Here is a 21,498-nt window from a genome sequence, read left to right on the forward strand (position 1 = left end):
AGCCGCGAGGCCGGTCACTGAGTGGACCCGGTGGCGCGCCCGGTGCGGTGGCGCGCACCGACGGCGCCCCATGCCCACTCCACCGAGTGGAGTCCACCGTCCGGGAGTGGACGCCATCGATGGGAGCGGGCCGCGTATCCACCCGGTGCGTTTCTCCTTGACCTCAGCTCAGGTCAAGGAGAAACGCACCGGGTACGCCGGAGCCAGATGTTCGTCGCGCATCGTCTCCAGAGTGGCGCGGGTGTCTCCGCGGTGGCCGGGGTCGGGGACGACGTTCTCGACGAAGCGGATGATGCTGCGGGCAATGCCGGGCACCGCCGTGGTGGGCGAGTCGCGCGCCCAGTCCCGCAGCGCGGACAGCAGCACGCACCCGACCTCGTCCAGCGCGAAGGAGTCCGCGCACGGATCGGTGGTCGCCTCGTCGACGGCCGTGACGGGCCAGATGATGTCCTCGGCCAGCCGCAGCAGGACGAACACCAGCTCCGGGCCCGCTTCCGCCCGCCCGGCGACAGCGGCGCCGCCACCCATCCGGAGCGCCAGGAGGTAGTCGAAGCCGCGCTCCACCTGCTCCGGGGTGAGCGGCGTACGGGGCGGGATCAGGTACGGCATGGTGGCCTCCTCGGGGATGGCCACCGTGCGGATCACGACGACTCCCGACAGCCTCGAACGCCACCCCTGTGGACAGCGGCCGAAGATTTCGGCGTGCCCATGGGGAGAGACGGCCCGGTCGCAACCGCCCCCGGACGGGGGGCGACTCGTACGCGGAACAACGCCACCGCCCCGGTGCCCCGCTCCGAGGCCGGATCGCGGAAAGGCCGGGCGGGGAAACCCCGCCCGGCCTCGGCTACCCCTGCCACAGCCCCCTGACGAAGCTCCCCAGCGTTCTGACCCAGTCGGGCGGGTCGGCGAGGAACTCTTCCGTCAGACGGGCCAGGAACGTCCGCGACGCGCCCTGGGCCGCGCCCTGGGCAACGCCTTGGACTATCGCGGCGGGCACCCCGGCGCCAATGGCCGCCTGCCGCACGGCGGGCGCGGGGTCCGCCGGCTGGACCGGTACGGCATCGGACGGCGGCTGGGCGGGCACCGATGTGGACGGCTGGGCGGGGTTGGGAACGTTGTCCCGGGTCATGATGCTGCTCCCTTGAGCAGGAGGGTCGAGGACGGCGGACACCTGCGTGGTGTCGTCCGCGGGGGTGTGTGCCGCGCGGTCGGCGGTCCTGCTGCTGCTCTCTGCGTGAGAGCGTCCCTGTGGGGTCTCGACCCGGGCCCAGGGTGGCGTTGCGACCAGCGTAGGACCGGTCGTCTCGTTCAGCGTAGGCCCGGTCGGCTCGTTCACTGCCCCGGGTGCCTGGTGGGTGCTCATGGGAATGTCCTCCAACGGGAGTTCGTTGATGCGGGCGGGACCGTGACAGGTCGCGGGTGCTTACGTCTCGGCCTGGTTCGGAAGCGGTGTCTTCACCCCCTGGGGCCGCCCGGGCGCCGGTGGACAGCACTGGCGGGCAGGGGATTTCCCGGCGGCATGGCGAAGGCCCGGACCACCCGGTCCGGGCCTTGCATCTCCCGTAGATCTGTTAGAGGGCCGAATGCCTCACAGGCGCATCCGGCAGCACCCCTTGTCCGCTCGCGCCCCGGCCCCGGCCGCGTTGCTCCTTGACTGAGGCGCCACCGGCCCCGGTCTCCGGGCGTGGCCGACGACGAAGGATTTGCCGCCCGCCTCGCCTCGCTCGACTCGTAACCCGCGTCCACCTGCCAGCGGGTGCACGAGGCCATCGCCGAGGCGGAGCCCGGTTCTTCGCCGCCGGTCCCGCACTTTGAGCGACAGGGAGCGGCGATACTGCGACGCCCTGCTCCGGAGTCATGGGCCGGTGAGGATGTCGTGGGTGCCGATGCGGCGCCAGATCACGTGGGGGGTGCCGGGGTGGATCTCGGGCCCGTACTGCCAGGTGGCGCGTCCTGCGGGGCCGGAGCCCATGGACCAGGTGATCTCGTAGACGTTGGTGGACCGCTGTACGCGTTTGATGCGAAGGCCGGGGCGGAAGCGGCCGGTGCGCAGGTCGTTGACGAAGGCCGCCACGGTCTGGCGGAATCGGCGGTGTTCTTCCGGGGTGAGGTGTTTCAGGTCGCGGGTGAAGCGAGGCAGGGTCTCGTAGGTCGGCACGTCGGTCCTCCAGGAAGCACGAAGCCCCCGGCGCGGCCAGGGGCGGAGAGTCGGTGACGTCGTGTAGGGCGCGGCGTTCTTGGCCGGTGGGTGGGGGAGCGGTCCGTAGGTGTACGCGTTGTGGCGGTAGAGGCGTCTGCTGTCGAACTTCGGGGCGTGTGAGGCGTGTGAGGCGTGTGTGACTGGGTGCCGCGCAGCATTTACATGGCCCTGGTGGTGCCCGCCGGGCGGGCACGACGTCTCCGGGAACGCCCGCCGTACGGGATCGGCCGTGAAGTTCCGGTGAACTCTCCTGCCCCACGGGATCGGCTTTTTGCCCAGTTCAGAGCCGGTGTTGGCTGCCGGGATGCTGAGTGTGGCGAAGGTGCAGAGGCGGAACGCGTGGCGGTACTACGTGCGCGGAGTCGCGTACGGGGACGGTCAGCGTCCGGTCGGACAGTCGTTGAAGGGCGCCCAGGAGACGGCCGGCCTCCCGCCCGGGAGGTGGTTGGGGCGTGGGTTGGCCGGGCTCGGGCTGATGGAGGGTGCGGAGGTGTCCGAGCGGCAGTTGGAGCTGCTGTTCGGGCAGGGGCGGCACCCCGACGCCGACCGGATCGAGCAGCACCTCCTGGACGACGGTGTCGATCCGGCCGCCGCGCGGCAGGCGACCGTGCTCGGGCAGCCGATCGAGGAGATCGAGGCCCGCAAGCAGACACCCCTGCTCGCGCTCGACTTCACCTTCCGGCCGCAGGCGTCCCTGATCGTGTTGTGGGGGCTGGGAGACGCCACGACGCGCCGGGTCATCGAGCGGGCCCACGAGCGGGCCGTCGCCCAGGCGCTGCGCTGGATCGAGGACGAGGTCGCTCAGACCCGTTGGTCCTCGGGCCGCGGCCGCGCGAAGACACCGGCCCTCGTGGTCGCCGTGTTCCGGCACTTCGACAACCGGGACGGATTCCCGCTCCTGCACGACCACTGCCTCGTCCTGAACCGCGTGCAGCGCAGGGACGCTGACGGCGACCCGGTGTGGGGCGCGGTGGATACCTACCGCCTCTACCAGTACGTGGTGGCCGCCGGGACGCTCTACACCCTGACGATGACGACCGAGGTGTGCGAAGAGCTGGGGTTCGCGACGGTACCGAGGGAGGTGACGCCGGGCCTGCGCCCGGTGATGGAGATAGCCGGTGTCGACTCCGAGCTCATCGACTGGTCCTCGACCCGTCGCCGGCGGATCGAGGACGTCCTGGAGGGCCTCACCTACACGTACGCGCAGGAGCACGGGCGGCTGCCCGGCGAGAGTGCCTGCCACGGACTGGGGTGGCAGGCGGCGCAGGACACCCGCCCTGAGAAGAAGACCCCGCGCTCGCTGGAGCAGCTGCTCGCGTGGTGGCGAGCGTCCGCGGTGCTGAAGTTCGGCAAGCGGATGGTCGACGGTCTCGTTCAGCGCTGCCGTACGGCGGGAGCGGCGATCCGGGCCCGGGTCGATCCGCACGTGGACACGGTGCTCGCTGCGGTCGATGTCGCCGCGGTTGTCTCCACCGTCCGAGGTAAGTTCGCCCGCCGCCATGTCCTGGCCGAAGCCCGCCGGCATCTCCTGGAGACCCTGCGCGGTCAGGAGTTCACCCGCGGCCTGGACGACTACATTGCAGGCCTCGCCCTGGCCGCCCACGCCCGTCAGTCCACCGTTGTCCAGCCCGGCCGACCGACCCCGGCCGCCGACCAGCTCTTCTACGCCGCCGGCTTTGCCGAGCCCGACCGGTGGTGGATCGCCGGCACCGACGGCAAGCCGCCCCGGGAGTCGAGCCGGTACGAGCGGGCCCGGGTCGCCAGCCTCGCCGTACGCAACGCGATCCGAACCGCCCCCATCCCGCCCGCCCAGCAGGACGACGCCCCGGCCGCGACGACGTCGGCCGCCGCGAACACCGACGACCAGCACCAAGACCCGGCGTCAGCCCCACCGCACTCCGTCGACCGCCCGGGCCGGGACGCCGCCCTCACACCGGCGCACCGGTCGGCCGCCGTCCACGCCCACCAACAGGCCGCGATGCCCGACGTGTACCTAGGAGGCCGCACGACCGACCCGGCGACGTGGCTGCGCACACCGGAGAACCTGGAACGGCTCGCTGCCATCACCCGCGCGGCCAACGCCCGCCGCCGCGCCATCGAGGACGGCCAGGACCCGTCTGCTGACCCGGGCCGTCCGGTCGACCGGCACCGCCAAGAGCGCGAGCAGCAGCACCGGCAGCCCGGCCAGGACCAAGGCCAGGGCTTCCAGCCGTGACAGCCCGCCTGGGCCCGCCGGGCGGGACGGGCGGCGAAGCCACCGGGCCAGACGCCGGGACGCAACCGGTCCGCCACCGCCGAGCTCACCGAGGAGCAGCGAGGGTGCGGGGGACCGCTCCCTTCGAGCACGGAGACCTCATGCTTGCCCCGACGCTGCAGCCCGGGGTCTGTTCAGGCGTCGCGGGTAGCTGCGCGGCCCCGGGGAGTTTGGGCAAGCCGCCCCTTTTTCGAGGACAGCTTGTCCAGCAGGAGACGGCTGGGCTCAGGAGCCGAGTGCTGGTGGGTTGCGGTGGTGGCGCAGCTGGGGCCACACGGGGTGTTCGGCGAGGGCGTCGAGCAGGATCGCGGCCACCGACCGGTCGACGGTCCGGGTGCGCTTGACGTCGTCGATCACGAAGGGCGTGTTTCAGCTCGGGGCAGCACGGGCTGGCCGTCAGCATGCGTGTGTGGAGGGAGCTTTGTGATCGGCGGCCTCTAACGCCCCCGGTACCTCGCTCCGGTGTCGCCGCGCTCCCACGCGCCTGGCCGTGCTTCTGCACGCTCTGCCGTCCGGGGAACCGAGTCCCGATGATGAGTCGACTGGGCGACCGGCGGCATATGGCAGAAGCATGCTCTCCGCCTCCGCACTGCCCTCGCTGGTCTCCGGGTCCGGATTGTCACCCTTCCAGAAAGGCTTCCATGGCCCTCCGCTTACGCCTAGCCCATCCGGTCATCACCCTCGTAACGGCCTTCCTCATCGCTGTGGCGCTCATTCCCTTCACCGCCACGGCGGCGACGGCAGCGACACCGGTCTGCCTCCAGGGCACTTTCAGCTACGCCTACAGATCCGCCGAAGCCGGAACAACGAAGCCCACCTTCACCAAGTACGTCCGCGCCGCCAACGCCGAACTGTGGGGAGCTGAGAAGAGCAGCGACACCCCGCGCTGGCTCGGCGTCTCCCAGCTCACCTCCGACGACGGCACCTACAACCTCTGCTACACCCCCACCACGACCGTCACGATGAACAAGATCTGGGTGAGGGTCTGGTCGGAGAGCCGCCGGCTCTGGCGAGTCATCGACTACGACAACAGCGCCTACTTCACCCAGGACTCAAAGACCCTGACCGACGTCGGCGGCGGCAACCATCCCCTTCCCACGGTCATCGCCACGGGTCTCGCGGGCCGGGGCTGGCACGCACTCGACACCGTCTACGACCTGTGGCGCAAGCGCGAGAATCCAGTGAGCAACTGCTGGGTCGCCAGAGAGCCCGACAACAGCGCCTGCACCCGGCTTGATATCCACGTCAGAGACGGCGACACCTCCGCCGAGTACATCTCCTGGGCCAACACCGTCCACCTGGACGGCGAAGCCGCCGACTCCAAGCACACCATCCTCCACGAGGCCGGCCATTTCCTCCTGCACCGCCTCTACAACGGCGTGTGGCCGGCCGTGGACAACTGCAACCCGCACTACATCGACAAGGCCAGCTCCGAGACCTGCGCCTGGACCGAGGGCTTCGCGGACGCCACAGCTGCCTACGTGCTCAACGACTACGACTACGTCCACCCCAATGGTGTGTACGTCCCCATCCAGTACGGCCCCGGATGGGAAGTCGGCGACCAGGTCCAGGGAAACGTCGCCGGCTCACTCCTGCGCCTCTGGCGCCTGATCGATAGCGACTGGGGAACAACCCTCAACGCCGTTGCCGCCCACAAGCCGACCACCTTCTCGCAGTACTTCAACACCACCCGCCCGAACGCCGGCCTGTCCACCACCGGCATGGCGCTCCTCCTCGTCTCCCGGAGCGCCGTCGATTACGGCCCCAGCCCCGCCGGCGACGGCAAGGCCCACGGACTCAGCAACGGCGGCCGGTGGGGCCTGGAGCGCGTCGGCGGCTGCACAGCCACAGCCCCGGCGAACGTCCGCATCGCCAAGTACGCCCCGGCCTACTACTCGTCGCACTGGAAGTTCGAGACCAACGCGGACGGCACCGTGCGGATCTCCGACAACTGCGCCCAGCCCCTGACCCTCACCGCCCCGACATCCAGTGGCGGCGCGGTGACCGCGAAACCCTTCAACGCGACAGACGCCCACCAGAAGTGGACCGTCGCCCGGAGCAAGGGCACCTACCGGTTCACCAACCCGCAGACCGGTCTGGTCCTCACCACCACCGGCATCGACCAGGACTCCCCGGCCGTCGCCCAGACACCGGGCAGCGCGAACGCCCAGGGTTGGGTTCGTCCCTTCTGACCGCCCTGTCACCGGCGAGGTTCGGAGACCGGTGCTGCCCGTGAGGAACTGGAAGGTCTGGAGGTCAGGCGTGCGTGCCTGTACGGGCCTGTTCATCGGTGTCGCGCTTCTCGGTGACCGGACGTGAAGGTGAAGACCTCAGGGCGGGCGACGTGACGGCAACGCCCTGAGGCCTTCGACAGCTGCAACCAAGCAAAGAGCGTTTCAGACTGGATGCAGGCACCTACATTTTCCTCGATCCCAGCGTGAAGGGGTGCCGACACACGGGATCACCGTGAACTGCTACAGCCGAGCGGGAGTTCACCCGGAACAAGGCCCGGATTGAGAGCGGCGAGACGTTCCGGGGCCAGAAGCCATCGGGCTAGCGGCGCGCAGGTTCACCCTTCAGTACGCGCAAGGGCCGCGTCGAACGCCAGGTCCTGATCGTCCGCGACCACGTTCTCTCGGGCCGGGCGTTCTCCTGCATTGAGGAGATGGACGCCGCCTTCACCGCCTGGGTGCCAAAACGACGAGCCCACACGCACCGAACTCACCAGCAGGTCATCGGCGAGCGGGCAGCTCGTGACCACGCGGCTCTCAAGCCGTTGCCACCCACCCCGTATTTGGTGGCCGAACGTCATCTGCGGCCGGTCGGCAAGGACTGCCTGGTCGCCTTCGGCGGGAACCTCTACTCAGTCCCCGCCACCAAGGTCCGACCGCGTCAGCTGGTGGAGATCAGGGCCACGAAGTCGCAGGTCATGCTGCATTCCACCATTGCCGACTCCAGCGGCGAGACGCTGCTTGCCATCCATCCACGGGCCCTGGGACGCGGCGTCCGTGTCGTCGAAGAACACCACTGGGACGGCCTGCCCACCGGCAAAGGACGCCGGACCACCACCGGCGACGCCTTGCCCCGGCCGCGTCACGAACGCCCCTTGGGCGAGGAGGCCGGACCGCTGCAAGCCCTCCTCAACCGGGCTGCGGCGATCCGCGTCGAGGTCGGCCGCCGACCGTTGTCGGTCTATGACGAACTGACCGGGACCCGCCCCTTCACCACCAACCGAGCCACGAAGGAACCGTCTTGAGCGAGCTGACCGGCAACCGCATCCGCACCACGGCGACCAAGCTCGGCCTGCCCCACCTGGCGGAAACCATCAACGAGTACACGCGGCGGGCGGACGAGGGAAAGATGGGCTACCTCGACTTCCTCGACCTGGTCCTCTCCGAAGAACTCGCCGTCCGCGACGACCGCCGCTTCCGCCAGGGCCTCCGGCTCTCCCGGCTGCCGCACCACAAAACGCTGGACGAGTACGACTTCTCGTTCCAGCCCGAGCTCGACCCGCGCAAGATCAAAGACCTGGCCACCCTGTCCTTCGTCGAAGCAAAGGCCAACGCCGCCCTGCTGGGTCCGCCCGGCGTCGGCAAGACCCACATCGCAATCGCGCTGGCGGTCGCGGCCTGCCGGGCCGGCTACTCGATCTACTTCACCAGCCTCGACGACATGGTCCGCAACCTCAAAGCAGCCGAGGCGGCAGGGCGCCTGACCAGCAAACTGGGCTCCTACCTGCGGCCGAGCGTTCTCGTGGTCGATGAAGTCGGCTACCAGCCCCTCGAACGCGCCGAGGCGAACCTGGTCTTCCAGGTCATCTCAAAGCGCTACGAAAAGGGCTCCATCATCCTGACCTCGAACAAGACCTTCAGCGAATGGGGCCAGGTCTTCGGCGACGAAGTCCTCGCCACCGCCATCCTCGACCGCCTCCTGCACCACTGCGAAGTCGTCGCCATCAACGGCCCCAGCTACCGGCTGAAGAACCGCCTCAAAGCCATCGAGCGCGAGACGGAAGTCGCCTGATCCGGGAGTTCAATCCCGGCCCAGCTCCTCGCCCGGCGCAATGAAGGCGTCGGCACTGTCGGCATCGTCAACATGCCCGTGAGCGTCCATCGTGATGGCCGTTGCCCGGCCCTGCGAGGTGATCAGCCACGCGAGTACCTGTTCCGTGAGCGGGCCGTTCCCCGGGCCCTCGTCCTTCCAGTGGGCCCGCCACCCGCCACCAGGAACTGCGGCTACGACCTGGTCGGCCTTCTCAAGGTGGGAGAAGTCCTCGTAATCCGTGACGGGACGCATGGCGCCTCGCTTCGGGTCGACTACAAGCGCCGTTCCAGTTGCCGGGTCCCATGCCTCCACCCGCACCATGCGGCCGATGTCGGTCTCGGTGCCATTGAAGATCGCGGTCCAGCCGGTCTGATTGAAGTAACGAAGGTCCACCGCCCCATCCTCTCGCATGGCGATGAGCGCAGCGGGCGGCTACTTGCTCTGCACGTTCATCCGTACGCACCTCTGCACATAGGCAAGTACGCCGACACCCGTCGTCTCGCGAGGCAGAGGAGGGCTTGGGTGTGGTGTTTGCCCTGGGCGATCTTCTTGTCGTAGTAGGCCCGGGATGCGGGGTCGCCGAGGGCTGCGAAGGCGGAGAGGAAGAAGGCCCGTTTGAGCTGCTTGTTCCCTCTCCTGGAAGGCTGTTCGCCGCGGATCGAGGAGCCCGAGTTGCGGGTCGCCGGGGCGAGTCCTGCGTAGGCGGCGAGGTGGGCGGCGGAGGGGAAGCTGCTGCCGTCGCCGACCTCGATGAGGATCCTGGCTCCGGTCCTGATGCCGATCCCGGGCATCGAGATCAGGACCTGGGAAAGAGGGTGGGCCTCCAGCAGTTCTTCGATCCGCCCGGCCAGGAGTTTGCGCTGGTCGAGGACGGCCTGGAGCGAGGAGGCCAGGCTCGGGAGCTGCCCGCCCCGGCCCCACATCCAGCCCGGCAACGACAGCAGCAGCCGGACCACGGCCCGCTCCGCGTCCGTCGTGTCCCAGGGGTACCGCAGAACACGTTCCGGGTGACCGGCCGCATTCCCGAACCGGTGCGCTACACAATCACACCTCAATGCAGCCGAGGTGAACTCCGCCGACGCGACCTCGTACAACTGCGGCAACAGGGCCTCCTGGATCTCGGTCGGTTTCGCAACCCCGAGATGCCAAGAGGCCCTGCCGTCAAGCCCGCAGCCGCCCGCGATCACCCGATCGAGACGGCCGTTCGACGCCCACCCCTCAAGGCCGGACGACGATGGCTACTTACTCGACCCATACATACAGCGTGAACCGGCCACCGCCGGCGGGGGTGCAGTAGGCGGGGCCGGCGTAGGACGCCGCCATCGAGTAGCACCACGACTCGCTGCCGGTGCCGATGGGCTTCCAGCTCCCAGGCACCGTCGATGTGACGTTGGTCTGGGAGAAGGCAGCGGGGGCTGCCTGTGCTGTGGCAGCGCCCCCTGCCAGCATGGCAGCTCCCAGCGCTATGCCGGTGAGCAACAGACGTGCGCGCATGTGTATCTCCTTCTCGTTTCGTGAATCGAAACCACGCAGTTGTCCGGTCGTCGTCTTAACCGTGACCGGACGGTTCACCCAGACTGCGCTCACAGGGGGTCAGGCGTCTTGGACGAAGGCGCACAACGGGCTCACAGGGAATCGGCGGTTAAGGAAGGTGTTCTCAGCTATGGACCGCCCTGATCAAGGCGAAAGAGTGCACCGCTGGCCATCGGCGGAGTTACGGGAACAGGTCATCAGATACCGCGGCTACCGGACGGCCGGGGCGAGGCCGGGGAGAACCACTCTGCCCGCAGGATCGGTGACGCTGCTCCTGGGGTGGGGCACCCCTCTCCACATGCGTGACGGCCCCGGCAACGACGCGCCTCTGAGCCGATGGCCCTCTCTGATCGCGGGTGTGCAGACCTCCCCCGTGCTGGCCGGCTACCCGGGTGCCGGGCACGCGATCGAAGTCGACTTCACTTCCCTCGGCGCGCATCGCTGCCTTGGGATACCTCTGCATCACCTCGCGGAGACGAGGGTTCACCCTGATCACGTGATGGGCACCGGCTGGACCGCGAGAATCACCGAACGGCTCGCAGCCACTCACGACTGGTCGGAGCGCTGGGCCATTGTCGACAGTATCCTCATGAGCCAGTGCGCCGAACGCCCGCCCCCATCACCACTCATGGTCGAGGCATGGAACCTGCTGCGTGCCCGCCACGGGAGCATGCCCATGAGTGAACTAGTCACAGCCACAGGGCGGGGCAGGCGCCGCATCCAGGCTCTCTTCCGTGAGTACATCGGTGTACCGCCGCAGACTCTCTCCCGAATACTCCGGTTCCAGCACGCACTCACGGCGCCCACCACGGGGTACCAATCTCTGTCCGAACTCGCCACCATGACGGGCTACTACGACCAAGCACACATGAACCGCGAATTCCGCTCCCTTTCCGGCTACACCCCCAGGCAGCTACGCGACGTAACCAGTCAAGCCTCAATGAAAGATAATTCTGAAAACGACAGGTGCTTCAGGGATTTCTTCTCGCAGTGAGCTTCTTCCGCGTTGCCGCGCCAGTGTCAGGATGGCCTTGGCGATTGACGTCCTGCGTGTGAGGCTGCATCGGGACCTGCGGAAGATCCGCCAGGGCTCCAGCCGGGCGACGCCGCGTTCGACAAACGCTCGCGCTGCGGCCAGTGCTTGATGCCGGTGGTCAGCCACGGGCCGACGCCCTGGCAGACGAGACCGCTCCCCGTACCCGCGCGGTTGGTGTTTCAGGCGGCGAGTGCGGTCCCGGCGGCGGCGGTCAGGCCGTCAGCGGCCTGGAACGCCCTCTCCCGCGCCTCCTGGAGCACCACCGGGTCATCGGGCCGCCCGCATGCCGTAGGCGGCCCGTACGGCGTGCTGCGCGGCCCCGGCGAGCTCCGGCAGCACCACGTGCACCCGAAGGAGAGGAGCGGTCACCGCGGACCGGGTCACGTGGCTCTCCGCACGAGCCGCGCTCCAGTCCCCCGGACCCCATGTCGGACCCCAAGCACCGTCCCGTCACCCAGCGCCATGAGGACCCGGCGCCACCCAATCCGCGCTGGTCAGGGTCCTTGCGGACGATCTCCAGGTCACGGCTGAGAATCTGGGCGGCCCACTGCACGAGGCGGCCGGCGAAGTCCTGGTCGGCCCAGATCTTCTTGACGCCGGGGTGGTCGAGCCTGGTCCACAGCAGGGGCCGTTTCGCGCCGTCGCGGTCCTGGATGCTTGCCGCGACGACGTGGACGGCCAGGAGTAGGCCGAGGGTGTCGGTGACGATGAATCGCTTGCGGCCTTTCACTTTCTTGCCCGCGTCGAAGCCCCTGGTGGCAGCAGGGACCGTGTCGGCGGTGCGGACGGACTGCGAGTCGATCAGCCCGCTCGGCTCCGCGTCGCGGCCGTCGGCTTCACGGACCTTGCCGCGCAGGGCGTCGTGGATGCGCTCGACGGCGCCGTCGTCGTGCCACCACGTGAAGTACCAGTACACCGTCGGCCAGGGGGCGAAGTCCTTCGGCAGTTGCCGCCAGGCGCACCCAGTCCGCACTACGTAGAAGATCGCATCGACGATCCGCCGCCGCGGATGTTTCTCCCGCCGACCACCCTTCGGGCCCACCCGCGCAGGTGGGAGCAACGGCTCCACCAGCGCCCACTGCTCATCCGTCAGATCCGACGGATACCCGCCCCCAACACCGCTCATGGTGAGCTCAACGAACGCCTCAGTAACGGGACACGGCAGATCTCAAACACGGTCTGAGCTTGAGATTTAACCTCGCATCTCTCCGGAATGGATTGTGACCTGGCGCTTTGGCCAAGCCCGACGCCTGCTTGAGGGCTGGCGCGGGTTACGGAACACCTGCTGCACGGCAGTCCGCCTCACCGGTGTTCCGTAACTCCCGGACGCGGTCACATCCGGCTGCCTTCCTCAGTTGATACGCCGGGTGTGGGCGAGTAGGCCGGTGCCGCGTACTGGCGTTTGTGGTGTCAGTCCGCGCGGACTGATTCCCAGCGCCGCGGCGATCTCGGGGGCCATGTCGTGCCCGCCCCACTTCCACTCCTCCTCGGCCTCACTGCCTCTGGTGCTCTCGTCCCAGGTAGGCGAGAGTCCGAGTTCCTCCCGACGGGACCTCTCCAGTGGGAGCGGCTGTCCCAGCGTGAAGAGCGCGTCTTCGTCGGGCACCCCGGTTTCGCAGTACCGCCGCACCACGGCGCCATCCTCGGCGATGAGCCAGGCCGACCCGTCACCCTGCTCCCCGTAGTAGTACGCCTGCGCCTGGCCGTACCGGCTGCTGAGATCAGCGCACAGTCGCAGCATCTCGTCACTCGTTTCGTCGTCGCACGGATCGCACCACGGGCCGATCACCAGCGTCCATCCGTCAAGCTCAGGACTTACATAGACCCGGGCGAACCCATCGGTCCCCCCGTGGCCATCGTCTTCGATGACGGCAGTGGCCTCCGCGAACGTCACGGACCTCGACCGGGTGAGACCCAGGGTTGCCATGACCCCCTCCTGGTCGCCGGTCGGCACCGCGATCCAGGACAGCCAACACGTGGACAGAGGCAGCGGCTGGTCATCCGTCGAGATCTGCACAATCACACGATGCCATGACGGAATCCCCGCCCGGATCCGAGGTTAAAACTCAAGCTGAGGCCCGCAGCCGAAAAAGAGTGGGACGCTGCTTCCAGCGGGGGTGTCGGACGCAGGTGTCGACGTACCGGCCGGAACGCCATCATTGCCCGCGGTCCGCAGGCGCCGGAGTGAAGCGAGGGTGCGGGGACCCGGGCCCAGCCGGAGCTGCTTCCTGGCATCAGCTGATTGTGCCAGGACTATCGTCGGCGTTCGGTTCAGAGGGAGAGGACTGTTCAGTGTGGGACCTGGGGGAGGGAGATCCGACGAGGATCGGTTCGTTCCGGCTTGTCGCGCGGCTCGGCAGCGGCGGGATGGGAACGGTCTATCTAGCCGCGCAGGAGGGGCGGGAGGGCTACGTGGCAGTCAAGACGATCAGGAACGAATATGCGCTGGAGGAGGGATTCCAGCGCCGTTTCACACGAGAGGCGACGGCGGCCAGTTCGGTCAGAAGCCCCTACACAGTCCGCGTGGTCGGCTTCGACACCCAGGCACGCGAGCCATGGCTCGCCACGGAGTACGTTGAAGGGCTGTCATTGCGCGACCACGTGCAGCGGCACGGCCCCCTGGAACTGCATGCGGCAGTGGATCTCGCCCTCGGCCTTTCCTTCGGTCTGGCGTCCATTCACAAGGCGGGCCTGGTACGCCGCGATCTCAAGCCCGGGAACGTGCTGCTCACGAACGACGGCCCCAAGATCATCGACTTCGGACTCGCGTATGCCACGGATTTCAGCCACGCCACCCAGACCGGGGCGGTTCTCGGTACCCCCGGCTACTTCTCCCCGGAGCAGGTGCAGGGACGGCAGGTCAGCGCGGCCTCGGACATCTTCGCCCTCGGCGCCGTCCTGACATATGCCTCGTCGGGCGACCACGCCTTCCGAGGCGTCACCCCTCTCACCGCCCAGTACCACGTCGTTCACGAGGAGCCATTTCTCTCGAACGTGTCCGAAGAACTGCGGGACCTGATTGCTGCGTGTATGCACAAGGACCCCCGTGAGCGGCCACTCCTGAGCGACATCCTTGCCCACCTGACCTCCCTGCGCTCCTACGGACACAAGCAGACCGCGATGACATTCCGCAGATCGCCGCTTGCGGACCTGGGTGGCACAGGCGCTGCCGACAGCCCAGTAACCGCCGTTCCCGCCCTGACCCGCCATAACCGCTTGCGCCAGCAGGCCGCCTTCGCCGTGACGGGGGTGGTCCTGCTCGCCGCCGGAGCAGCCGCCGGTGTCTGGTTGTTACCGGGCCACACCGGGACCGAACCCCGAGCCGTCGTCACACCCACCGCCCCGGCTCCTTCTGCGCCAACCTCCTCCACCAGCCCGCCGGATCAGGAACAGACCATGACCCCGGCGGTGGAAGATCCGGTGTCTGAGCCGGACCCGCGCTCCGAGGCCCTGCTCAGTTCTCTCGAGTACAACCCGATGACAGAGAAATGCGCCATGGACGGCGTCATGGGCCTGGGGGTAGACACTGCCGCGCAGGGCTTCAGCTTCTCGGTGAAGCCGGTGACCTATCGAAACGGGTATATCACCCAAGCCGTTGTCAACGTCAACCTTCCTTCCCGCGCAGCCAGCGACCAGGAACAGCCCGTAGTCCACATGAAGCTCCCCAAGGGCGAGGACGTCCCTCTCACGGTGCCCGAAGGGAAAAGCACCTGGTCCTTCCGCTGGCCCGACATCCTGAAGACGGCGCCCAGAACCGAAATGCCGCGCTCCTACGAACAGATGAAGCCGATAGAACTCATGGGCACGTACACGATTTCGATCTTCCACTACTCGATCGTGGCGTGCGGCGGCTTTCTCGGTGACCCCCGTGGTGCGGCCTCCTCACCCTGATCTCACGGCGGGCCGTGCGCCCTCTTGCCCACCTGGCTACCTCCTGCATCACCACCGGAAATGGGCAGCGCCCGGGGGAGGGGGAGGGATCTCCATCCCCCGGACGCTGCCCCGGTTGGGTCCGGCTCAGGCCGTGGCCGTCGGTCGCCCGGTGTAGGCGTCGCGGCGGATGTCGGCGAGGAACTGGTGGACCTCGTCGACCTCCTGCATGCACTCGATCAGGAACCCGGCCGCGATCCACGCGGTGTGCGCCCCGGCCCCGGTCGCGAGGCACCACCGCTTCAGGTACCGGCTCGCCCCCGTCACCAGCTTCCCTGTGACGTACGCGGACTCGCAGTCAGCGTGCTCGTCGGGCACGACGGTGAGGTGGTCGGCCAGCAGCAGCAGAGCACCGAACTCCCCGATCAGCCGCGCCAGCTCCGGCCCGTCGGCGTGTAACCGGGCCAGCGCGGCCTTCTCCTCCTTCCTGCCCTGCTCCTGCCAGACCAGCTCCACGTAGTCGCATGCCCGCCAGATCTGCTCCGGCGCGAGCTGGGACACCTTGGGCAACGTCGTCTCCATGACAACTCCCTTGCTGTTCTCCGGCCGGATGCCCGGTGCGCCCGGCCGATCCCTACGGTGCGTGTCCGGCCTTGTGGACAGAGACCGCGCTCCCGGACGTGGTGCCGGCATGACTCCGGTCACGGACAAACCGGGAGGACAAGGGGCGGTCAAGGGGCTTACCCGGCACCGGCGGTGGGCGGGTGTCAGACCGCGGTCAAGGGGTGACCTCGCACGGTGGCTCCGGCCGTACGCACTTCCGCGTACGGGCCGGACCTGTCACCGATCCGGCCGCGACGGCCGGAGAATCCCGAGGACCCGATGACCTCCGCACCCGATCGGCACACCCGCCCGGCCCCGGCGCACCCCGCTGCGACAGCGAGCCCCGTTCCGAGCCCTGCGGCAAGCCCCGCACCCAGCCCCGCAGCCACTCACCGCCGCCTGAGCGTTGTCGCTGATCAGACCCCCGATTCACCAGCCCCGGCCGGTTGCAACTCCTCTTCTACAAGTACTGATGTACTGGGAGAAGCGTCCCGGCCCCGGATGGCGGCGGCGAAGGCCGGCGCGGACCTCCGCGGCGAGGTCCTGCTGACCCTCGCTCAGCTGCGCCTTGCCACACCCCGCCAGCTCAAGGCGCTGCTACTGCCCCACCAGCAGGACACCGACCACGTACGCCGGGCGCTGCGCAACCTGATGGAGGAGCCCCCAGCCCTGGTCGGCCGGACCCACCACGCCCAGCAGAGCTACTGGCACTGCACCCCAGCCGGTCTCGCCGAAGCCGCGGCCTCCGGCGAGCTCGCACCCACCACCGGCCGGACCACGGGCAAGCGCATCGCCGCGAGCAAGACCGGCCTCCGCGAGCACGGCCTGGCCCTGGTCGACACCGCCATCGCCTTCCACCAGGCGCAGGTCGCCGACCACGCGGACTGGCGGGTGGAAGCGCCCCACCCGACCCCGGCAGGGAACCTGCTGCCCGACGCCGTGGTGCTCCTGAACAACGGCTCCAGCGCCTTCGTAGAGATCGACCGCACCATGTCCTACGCCCGCCTGATCGCCAAGCTGGAACGCTACGACGCCTACCGGGGCGCACCAGCCAACGGGCGCGGAAACGCCGCCCGGCCCCCGCGCTCGCACTGGCAGGAGACCTACGCGGGACCGTCCCTGGACCGCCCGTTCCCGCCGGTGCTGTTCGTCTTCGCCCCGGCCCGACGCCGCGCGGCCCCGGACACGAGAGAAGCCGCCTTCCACGAGCGGGCCCGCCGGGTGGGCGTGGCCTACCGGCTCACCGTGGCGACCACGACCCTGCCCCTGCTGACGAAGCACGGAGCGGGCAGGGCGGTCTGGCGGGTCGTCGGCAACCACCGCGGCGAGGAACGCCGGACCCTGGCCGCGCTGCCAACGGCACGGTGAACACGGCAGGCCCGGCCTCGGAGGGGCCGGGCACCGCGCTGCCGAAACGCCGGTCGACGACACCGCTTCTCAGGCGTGGATCCGCACAACGTAGGCCTGGTCATCGATCTCACGCAGGACGCTGACGGCGAGCATGAGCGCGGTCATAGCGTTGGAGGTGGTGTACTGCACGCTGCCGGTCGCGTGGGCGGTGGCGTGTCGGTTGAAGCTGGGTGGCACAGGCTGAGGGTGCCAGAAGTCCTCCAGAGTCTTTGGGAGCGGCAGGAATATGGCGGCTCTTCGGAACTCCCCGATCGTGGCATCCTCCTCGGCCTCTACGCTGGGAACATTCCGTTTGATGTGCCCATAGCTCCAGGTGCTCTTGCTGGTGAGCAAGTCAGGGTTGGCGAAAGCTATGCCGCGCATGAGGGTGTCCCAGACGTTCGCGGCAAGTGCCTGGGCGCTGCTGAACATGCCGTTCTCGATGGCTCGGGCGCACTCCTCAAGCAGCTCCCGCTGCGCTGCCAGCCGTTCGTCCGTGACCCTCGCGAGGGCCTCACGGCAGGAGGCGAGGATCTCCGGCTGGCAGTCGTCGATGACCTTCGAGCGGGAGGTAGCGCCATCGGCGGCGAGCAGTTGCCGGATGACGTCAGCCGGTGGCACCCACGCCAGGGGTACGCCCTCCTGCATGAGCCGGACCATGTCCCTGTAGTCCAGGTGCTGGCCTCGCCAGTTCTCCGGCATCATCGCGTTCAAGCGCTCCAGCACTGGCAGTAGAGGCGCGACGGCCTTGGCCAGAGCCTCCCGCAACGGCATCGGAAGCTCCACCTTCGGTGCCGGCCTGATCGACGCAGCCATCGTCCGGCGGATGTTCTCGGTAGCCGCGCCCAGTATCTCGGCCAGTCGCGCGTCGAAGTCGTTGGTCATAGGGGCCCCTCCCGCTTTCGTTCAAGCATCTTCCGGCATACGAGCCCCCGGTGGCTCCGGATTCTCCTTCTGTCAATACGACGTGCCCTCGGTCGAATGGCTGGCCCCTGTCTCCACGGTCCAAAGGCAGCAGCTCAGGGCCCGTGAATCGCCAGAACTTATGCACAGGGAAGCGCTTTTACGGTCGGTGTCCGGTTCCGGGTGTGAGGTGCCGGGACGCAGATCGAAAGGGCACGGCCATGGCACGGACGAAGTTCGACAAGCAGGTGGATGAGTCCGCCGACACTTTCGCGCGCGGGATCGCCCGGATGCTGGCCGGCCGGGACCTGGACGGGGTCCGCCGTACGGACGCGACGTTCTGGCGGTCGGGCACCCGGGTCCTGCCGAAGGTGGAGGGCAAGGTCCGCCGCCGCTCCTACAAGCCCGGGTGGCGCCGGTTGTCCTTCCGCCTCGCTCTCGGTGGCGGTGTCGCGGAGAGCGGCTACCTGACCACCCGGGACCTGGACGCCACCCGCGAGACCCTGACGGAGCTGTGGGAGAACCGGGAGACGGCGCTCGCGACGCTGGAGCCCGGCGGGATCGCCGCGGCCTCCGTCCTCACGGTGGGCACCGCGACATACATGGTCCTGACCCGTGAGCGCCGGGAGCTGATGCGCGAGTGGGTGGGACCGCTGCACGAGGCCCTGCATCAGCCGCTCGGACTGGCGGAGCAGACCGACCCGCGCCGCTACCTCCACATCCCGAAGAACTGCACCGACGACGACGCACAGATACGCATCGACCTGCCCACCCGGCTCGGGTTCTCCCGCGACGTGGTGGCCGACCTCATCACCCAGAAACTCGCCCTCCAGGGCGTCACGTTCTCCTGGCACCCGGAGGGCCGCAAGCCGTACGTGCTGGTGAAGAAGACCCGCAAGCCCCCGCCCACGGCCCTCTTCAAGGACCCCAAGACGCGGGAGCTGGTCGCCAAGGCCAAGGAGTCCGCCCCGATCATCGGGTTCGGTGCCGGCGGGCGGATCGTCTCCGTCGACCTGGACGCCGAATCCCCGCACATCCTCGTCAACGCCAGTACGGGCGGGGGCAAGTCGGTGACCCTGCGGTGCATCGCGTGCCAGATGCTCCACCACGGCTCACGCGTGTTCGTCCTGGACACCAAGCGGATCTCACACCTCTGGGCGCGCGGCCTGCCCGGCGTCACCTACTGCGCCGACGTCGCCGACATCCACGACCAGCTCATCGCCCTCGGCAGGGAAGGCCGGCGCCGCACCCAGATCGCCGACGACCTCGGCATCGGCGCCGATCCGAAGGCCATCGGGCCCCGCCTGTTGATCCTCCTCGAAGAGGTCAACGCGACGATGAAGCAGCTGGCCCGCTACTGGGAGAAGACCCGCGAGTCCGGCGACCCCAAGGTCTCCCCGGCCATCGACGCCCTCAACGAGATCCTCTACATGGGCCGCCAACTGCGCATGCACGTCCTCCTGGTCGCCCAGTCCGCCACCGCCCGCGCCCTCGGAGGCCCGGAGGTCCGCGAGCAGTTCTCCACCCGCATCCTCGCCCGCTACAGCGTCAACGCCTGGCGGATGCTCGCCCCCGAAGTTCACCCCGCGCCGAAGGCCACCAAGCACCGGGGGCGCGCCCAGGTCGTCACAGGCGGCAGCGCCACCGAGACGCAGGTGCTGTTTTTCACCGAGCCCGAAGCCCACGAGTGGGCCAGCACCGGAAAGACGACAGCGGCCGAACCGCAGCACCCGGGCCTCCCCGAACAACCGGGCCCGCCCGCGCTCCGTCAACCTGCCCCGCCCGCCGACTACCTCGCCGATGCCTGGAGCAGCGACCCGGCCCTGCAGCCCACCGCCGCCGACCCAGCCCCGGCCGCCGCCGAACTTCTTGCCGACCCCTGGGCGATCCCGCCCCGGATCGCGACCCCGACCGCCGAGCCCGACACCGCCCCGGCGACGTCGCCACCGGATCCGGCACATGGTGACGACGACCAGGCGGTGGGACTGCGCCAGGCCGCCGAGCACCACCTGCCCGGCATCACCCTGGAAGCGCTGCGCTTCGCCCGCGCCAAGGACCGCACCTTCCCCAAGCCGGCCGCCAAGCGCGGCGCCGAACTCCTCTACAGCGCCCGTGACCTCAAGAAGTGGGCCCGAAACCGGCCCCGCGCCCCCACCGGCACCACCGACCTCGACTGACCACCGACCCGGGCGGGTCAGAAATCTGACCCGCTCCCCGATCGGGCCCTGTCCGCTTTCACCGACACGATCTCCAAGGCCCGGAAGAACATCCGGGCTCCGCTCTGGCACCACACAGAACAGGAACACCGCACCATGAAGCAGACCGCGTTCCTCACGATGCTCAGCTTCACCGACCCCGACCTGCGCGCGCAGATAGAGGCGCTGCCCGAGGGAACCGCCCTCATCGGCATCAGCACCACCGGACGGGCCGTTGCCGTCAACCTGGACAGCGAATCCCCGCACGTCCTGGTCTGCACCGCCAGAGGCGGCGGCAGCACCACCATGCTGCGCTCCCTGACCGCCCAGTTCCTCCACCAGGGCGCCCACGCCCTGGTCCTGGACCCCAAGCGGATCTCCCACCTGTGGGCGAGGAGCCTGCCCACCGTCACCCACCGCGGCAACATCGCCGGCATCCACGACGCCCTGGTCCACCTCGCCGCCGAGCTGGAGCGCCGCCTCGACCTCGACGGCGACCTGGACACCGTGCCCCGCCTGATCGTCGCGGTCGACGAAGCGAACGCCACGCTGTACCGCCTCGCCCGCTACTGGGAGACCTTCCGGCAGAAGGAGGACCCGAAGACGTCTCCTGCCATCGCCGCGCTCGAGGAAGCGCTCTGGGTCGGGCGTGCGGCGCGCGTCCACGTCATCTTCGACGGACGCCCCCAGGACACCGTCCTCAAGGGCGCGGCCCGCGAGCTGTTCGCCACGGTGATCCTGGCGCGGTTCACGGCCGACACCTGGAAGGTCCTGGCCCTGGACATCGGCCCCGCCCCCAAGCAGCGCCACCCCCAGCAGGGCCGCTTCCACGTCATCCGGCACGGCGAGGTCGACGAGACGCAGGCGATCAGGATGACCGACGCCGACGTCGTCACCTGGCTCACCGACCCGGACGACCCCACGGACTGACCGAACGACCGACACACCACGGGCCCCGGGGAACCGCCACGGCACCTCCGGGGCCCGGTCGGGCTCGCACGGTTCAACGACCGCGGAGCTCCCCCTGTCACGCGTCGGTACTGGATCGAGGTCCCGCTGCCCAGGGGAGCAATCCGGAACGGAAGGACGCACCGCTACGGTTCCGAGCATGGTGATCGAGAGAGGCTTCCACGAGGTTTCCGGCGCGGACATTCCCTGGATACTCGACGAGGCCGCCCGCCAGGGCATACCCCTGTTCACTCTCCGCACCGCCGGGCGGACCGACAAGGAGTCGTTCTTCGCGGCGGTGCAGGGGGCATTGCCCTTGGACCCGGCGCTCGGACCCCGCATGGTGTGGGACCCCTCTCGGATTCGGTCTGGGGTGGGCTCCACGAGCTGAAGTCGCCCCACGTTGTGATCGTCTGGCCCGACGCCCGGCCCGTTGCGGGCGCCGAGGGTGATTTCTGGATCGCGCTGAGCATCCTCCGCGACGTGGCCGACTCCCTCGCTGAAGCCCGATACACCAGCGGAA

At 68.9% G+C, this 21,498-nt stretch carries 20 protein-coding genes and 2 pseudogenes; 10 read left to right on the forward strand and 12 right to left on the reverse strand.

All coding sequences use genetic code 11. The annotated features are described in order from the left end of the window. Positions 1–168 precede the first annotated feature (168 nt). The 3 genes from IE272_RS35435 to IE272_RS35445 form a co-directional block, all read right to left on the reverse strand. Entirely contained in the window at positions 169–645 is a 477-nt protein-coding gene (locus IE272_RS35435) for a hypothetical protein (RefSeq protein ID WP_190009773.1), read from the reverse strand. A 199-nt stretch (positions 646–844) separates the two neighbouring features. Beyond that, a complete protein-coding gene (locus IE272_RS35440) occupies positions 845–1,129 on the reverse strand; it encodes a hypothetical protein (RefSeq protein ID WP_190009775.1) in 285 nt (94 codons plus the stop codon). 726 nt (positions 1,130–1,855) lie between these two features. Next, positions 1,856–2,158, reverse strand: a complete 303-nt coding sequence (locus IE272_RS35445) for a hypothetical protein (protein ID WP_190009777.1) — start codon at positions 2,156–2,158, stop codon at positions 1,856–1,858. A gap of 346 nt (positions 2,159–2,504) precedes the next feature. Between IE272_RS35445 and mobF the strand changes: the two genes are divergently transcribed. After that, entirely contained in the window at positions 2,505–4,415 is a 1,911-nt protein-coding gene (mobF, locus tag IE272_RS35450) for a MobF family relaxase (protein WP_190009779.1), read from the forward strand. A 264-nt stretch (positions 4,416–4,679) separates the two neighbouring features. Here the strand turns inward: mobF and IE272_RS39190 are convergent, their stop codons facing one another. Next, positions 4,680–4,811 carry a hypothetical protein gene (locus IE272_RS39190; RefSeq protein WP_268254213.1) on the reverse strand — a complete coding sequence of 44 codons (132 nt, stop codon included), beginning with the start codon at positions 4,809–4,811 and terminating at the stop codon, positions 4,680–4,682. Positions 4,812–5,095: 284 nt separating this feature from the next. On the opposite strand from IE272_RS39190, the gene IE272_RS35455 reads away from it, so the two are divergent. The 3 genes from IE272_RS35455 to istB all read left to right on the forward strand — a co-directional run bounded on the left by IE272_RS35455 (position 5,096) and on the right by istB (position 8,477). Beyond that, positions 5,096–6,646, forward strand: coding sequence for an RICIN domain-containing protein (locus IE272_RS35455; RefSeq protein ID WP_190009782.1), 1,551 nt, complete (start codon positions 5,096–5,098; stop codon positions 6,644–6,646). 473 nt (positions 6,647–7,119) lie between these two features. Next, entirely contained in the window at positions 7,120–7,710 is a 591-nt protein-coding gene (locus tag IE272_RS35460) for a Mu transposase domain-containing protein (RefSeq protein ID WP_308433891.1), read from the forward strand. After that, a complete protein-coding gene (gene istB / locus IE272_RS35465; protein ID WP_099126391.1) occupies positions 7,707–8,477 on the forward strand; it encodes an IS21-like element helper ATPase IstB in 771 nt (256 codons plus the stop codon). Before IE272_RS35460 ends, istB begins: the two co-directional genes overlap by 4 nt. Positions 8,478–8,486: 9 nt before the next feature. Here istB and IE272_RS35470 read toward each other — a convergent pair whose 3' ends face one another. The 3 genes and pseudogenes from IE272_RS35470 to IE272_RS35480 all read right to left on the reverse strand — a co-directional run bounded on the left by IE272_RS35470 (position 8,487) and on the right by IE272_RS35480 (position 9,992). Then, entirely contained in the window at positions 8,487–8,891 is a 405-nt protein-coding gene (locus IE272_RS35470) for a hypothetical protein (RefSeq protein ID WP_229897964.1), read from the reverse strand. Between the two features lie 56 nt (positions 8,892–8,947). Then, a pseudogene (locus IE272_RS35475) lies at positions 8,948–9,400 on the reverse strand (transposase); the annotation flags it as partial. Positions 9,401–9,740: 340 nt separating this feature from the next. After that, positions 9,741–9,992, reverse strand: coding sequence for a hypothetical protein (locus tag IE272_RS35480; RefSeq protein ID WP_190009786.1), 252 nt, complete (start codon positions 9,990–9,992; stop codon positions 9,741–9,743). Between the two features lie 397 nt (positions 9,993–10,389). On the opposite strand from IE272_RS35480, the gene IE272_RS35485 reads away from it, so the two are divergent. Beyond that, the gene (locus tag IE272_RS35485; RefSeq protein WP_229897966.1) at positions 10,390–11,025 is read left to right on the forward strand and encodes a helix-turn-helix domain-containing protein; all 636 of its coding nucleotides are present in this window, start codon (positions 10,390–10,392) and stop codon (positions 11,023–11,025) included. 9 nt (positions 11,026–11,034) lie between these two features. Here IE272_RS35485 and IE272_RS35490 read toward each other — a convergent pair. The 3 genes and pseudogenes from IE272_RS35490 to IE272_RS35500 form a co-directional block, all read right to left on the reverse strand. Next, positions 11,035–11,216: pseudogene (locus tag IE272_RS35490) on the reverse strand (IS5/IS1182 family transposase); the annotation flags it as partial. A 62-nt stretch (positions 11,217–11,278) separates the two neighbouring features. Further along, complete coding sequence (locus tag IE272_RS35495) at positions 11,279–12,193, reverse strand: IS5 family transposase (RefSeq protein ID WP_190009788.1); 915 nt, start codon at positions 12,191–12,193, stop codon at positions 11,279–11,281. Between the two features lie 225 nt (positions 12,194–12,418). Further along, positions 12,419–13,084, reverse strand: coding sequence for a hypothetical protein (locus IE272_RS35500; RefSeq protein ID WP_229897968.1), 666 nt, complete (start codon positions 13,082–13,084; stop codon positions 12,419–12,421). Between the two features lie 275 nt (positions 13,085–13,359). Between IE272_RS35500 and IE272_RS35505 the strand changes: the two genes are divergently transcribed. Further along, on the forward strand, positions 13,360–14,958 hold the full coding sequence (locus IE272_RS35505) for a serine/threonine protein kinase (protein ID WP_190009790.1): 1,599 nt from the start codon (positions 13,360–13,362) through the stop codon (positions 14,956–14,958). A 126-nt stretch (positions 14,959–15,084) separates the two neighbouring features. On the opposite strand, the gene IE272_RS35510 is transcribed toward IE272_RS35505, so the two are convergent. Further along, positions 15,085–15,519, reverse strand: a complete 435-nt coding sequence (locus IE272_RS35510) for a hypothetical protein (RefSeq protein WP_190009791.1) — start codon at positions 15,517–15,519, stop codon at positions 15,085–15,087. 522 nt (positions 15,520–16,041) lie between these two features. On the opposite strand from IE272_RS35510, the gene IE272_RS35515 reads away from it, so the two are divergent. Next, positions 16,042–16,908 carry a replication-relaxation family protein gene (locus IE272_RS35515; RefSeq protein ID WP_229897970.1) on the forward strand — a complete coding sequence of 289 codons (867 nt, stop codon included), beginning with the start codon at positions 16,042–16,044 and terminating at the stop codon, positions 16,906–16,908. A gap of 69 nt (positions 16,909–16,977) precedes the next feature. Here IE272_RS35515 and IE272_RS35520 read toward each other — a convergent pair whose 3' ends face one another. Next, positions 16,978–17,814 carry a hypothetical protein gene (locus IE272_RS35520; RefSeq protein ID WP_190009796.1) on the reverse strand — a complete coding sequence of 279 codons (837 nt, stop codon included), beginning with the start codon at positions 17,812–17,814 and terminating at the stop codon, positions 16,978–16,980. Positions 17,815–18,053: 239 nt separating this feature from the next. Between IE272_RS35520 and IE272_RS35525 the strand changes: the two genes are divergently transcribed. The 3 genes from IE272_RS35525 (at position 18,054) to IE272_RS35535 (ending at position 21,366) form a co-directional block, all read left to right on the forward strand. Next, the gene (locus IE272_RS35525; RefSeq protein WP_190009798.1) at positions 18,054–20,009 is read left to right on the forward strand and encodes a helicase HerA domain-containing protein; all 1,956 of its coding nucleotides are present in this window, start codon (positions 18,054–18,056) and stop codon (positions 20,007–20,009) included. A 135-nt stretch (positions 20,010–20,144) separates the two neighbouring features. Continuing rightward, entirely contained in the window at positions 20,145–20,957 is an 813-nt protein-coding gene (locus IE272_RS35530) for a hypothetical protein (protein ID WP_190009800.1), read from the forward strand. A 178-nt stretch (positions 20,958–21,135) separates the two neighbouring features. Next, a complete protein-coding gene (locus tag IE272_RS35535; RefSeq protein ID WP_190009802.1) occupies positions 21,136–21,366 on the forward strand; it encodes a hypothetical protein in 231 nt (76 codons plus the stop codon). Positions 21,367–21,498 lie beyond the last annotated feature (132 nt).

The sequence above is a fragment of the Streptomyces anulatus genome, assembly GCF_014650675.1.
GTDB classification, from domain to species: Bacteria; Actinomycetota; Actinomycetes; order Streptomycetales; family Streptomycetaceae; genus Streptomyces; species Streptomyces anulatus.

What these genes read in the sequence shown, in the direction of transcription:
- IE272_RS35440 (WP_190009775.1), bottom strand. Translation starts at nt 1,129, where the DNA reads ATGACCCGGGACAACGTTCCCAACCCCGCCCAGCCGTCCACATCGGTG.
- mobF (WP_190009779.1), top strand. Translation starts at nt 2,505, where the DNA reads ATGCTGAGTGTGGCGAAGGTGCAGAGGCGGAACGCGTGGCGGTACTAC.
- IE272_RS35455 (WP_190009782.1), top strand. Translation starts at nt 5,096, where the DNA reads ATGGCCCTCCGCTTACGCCTAGCCCATCCGGTCATCACCCTCGTAACG.
- IE272_RS35460 (WP_308433891.1), top strand. Translation starts at nt 7,120, where the DNA reads ATGGACGCCGCCTTCACCGCCTGGGTGCCAAAACGACGAGCCCACACG.
- IE272_RS35480 (WP_190009786.1), bottom strand. Translation starts at nt 9,992, where the DNA reads ATGCGCGCACGTCTGTTGCTCACCGGCATAGCGCTGGGAGCTGCCATG.
- IE272_RS35495 (WP_190009788.1), bottom strand. Translation starts at nt 12,193, where the DNA reads ATGAGCGGTGTTGGGGGCGGGTATCCGTCGGATCTGACGGATGAGCAG.
- IE272_RS35510 (WP_190009791.1), bottom strand. Translation starts at nt 15,519, where the DNA reads ATGGAGACGACGTTGCCCAAGGTGTCCCAGCTCGCGCCGGAGCAGATC.
- IE272_RS35515 (WP_229897970.1), top strand. Translation starts at nt 16,042, where the DNA reads ATGGCGGCGGCGAAGGCCGGCGCGGACCTCCGCGGCGAGGTCCTGCTG.
- IE272_RS35520 (WP_190009796.1), bottom strand. Translation starts at nt 17,814, where the DNA reads ATGACCAACGACTTCGACGCGCGACTGGCCGAGATACTGGGCGCGGCT.
- IE272_RS35525 (WP_190009798.1), top strand. Translation starts at nt 18,054, where the DNA reads ATGGCACGGACGAAGTTCGACAAGCAGGTGGATGAGTCCGCCGACACT.
- IE272_RS35530 (WP_190009800.1), top strand. Translation starts at nt 20,145, where the DNA reads ATGAAGCAGACCGCGTTCCTCACGATGCTCAGCTTCACCGACCCCGAC.
- IE272_RS35535 (WP_190009802.1), top strand. Translation starts at nt 21,136, where the DNA reads ATGGTGATCGAGAGAGGCTTCCACGAGGTTTCCGGCGCGGACATTCCC.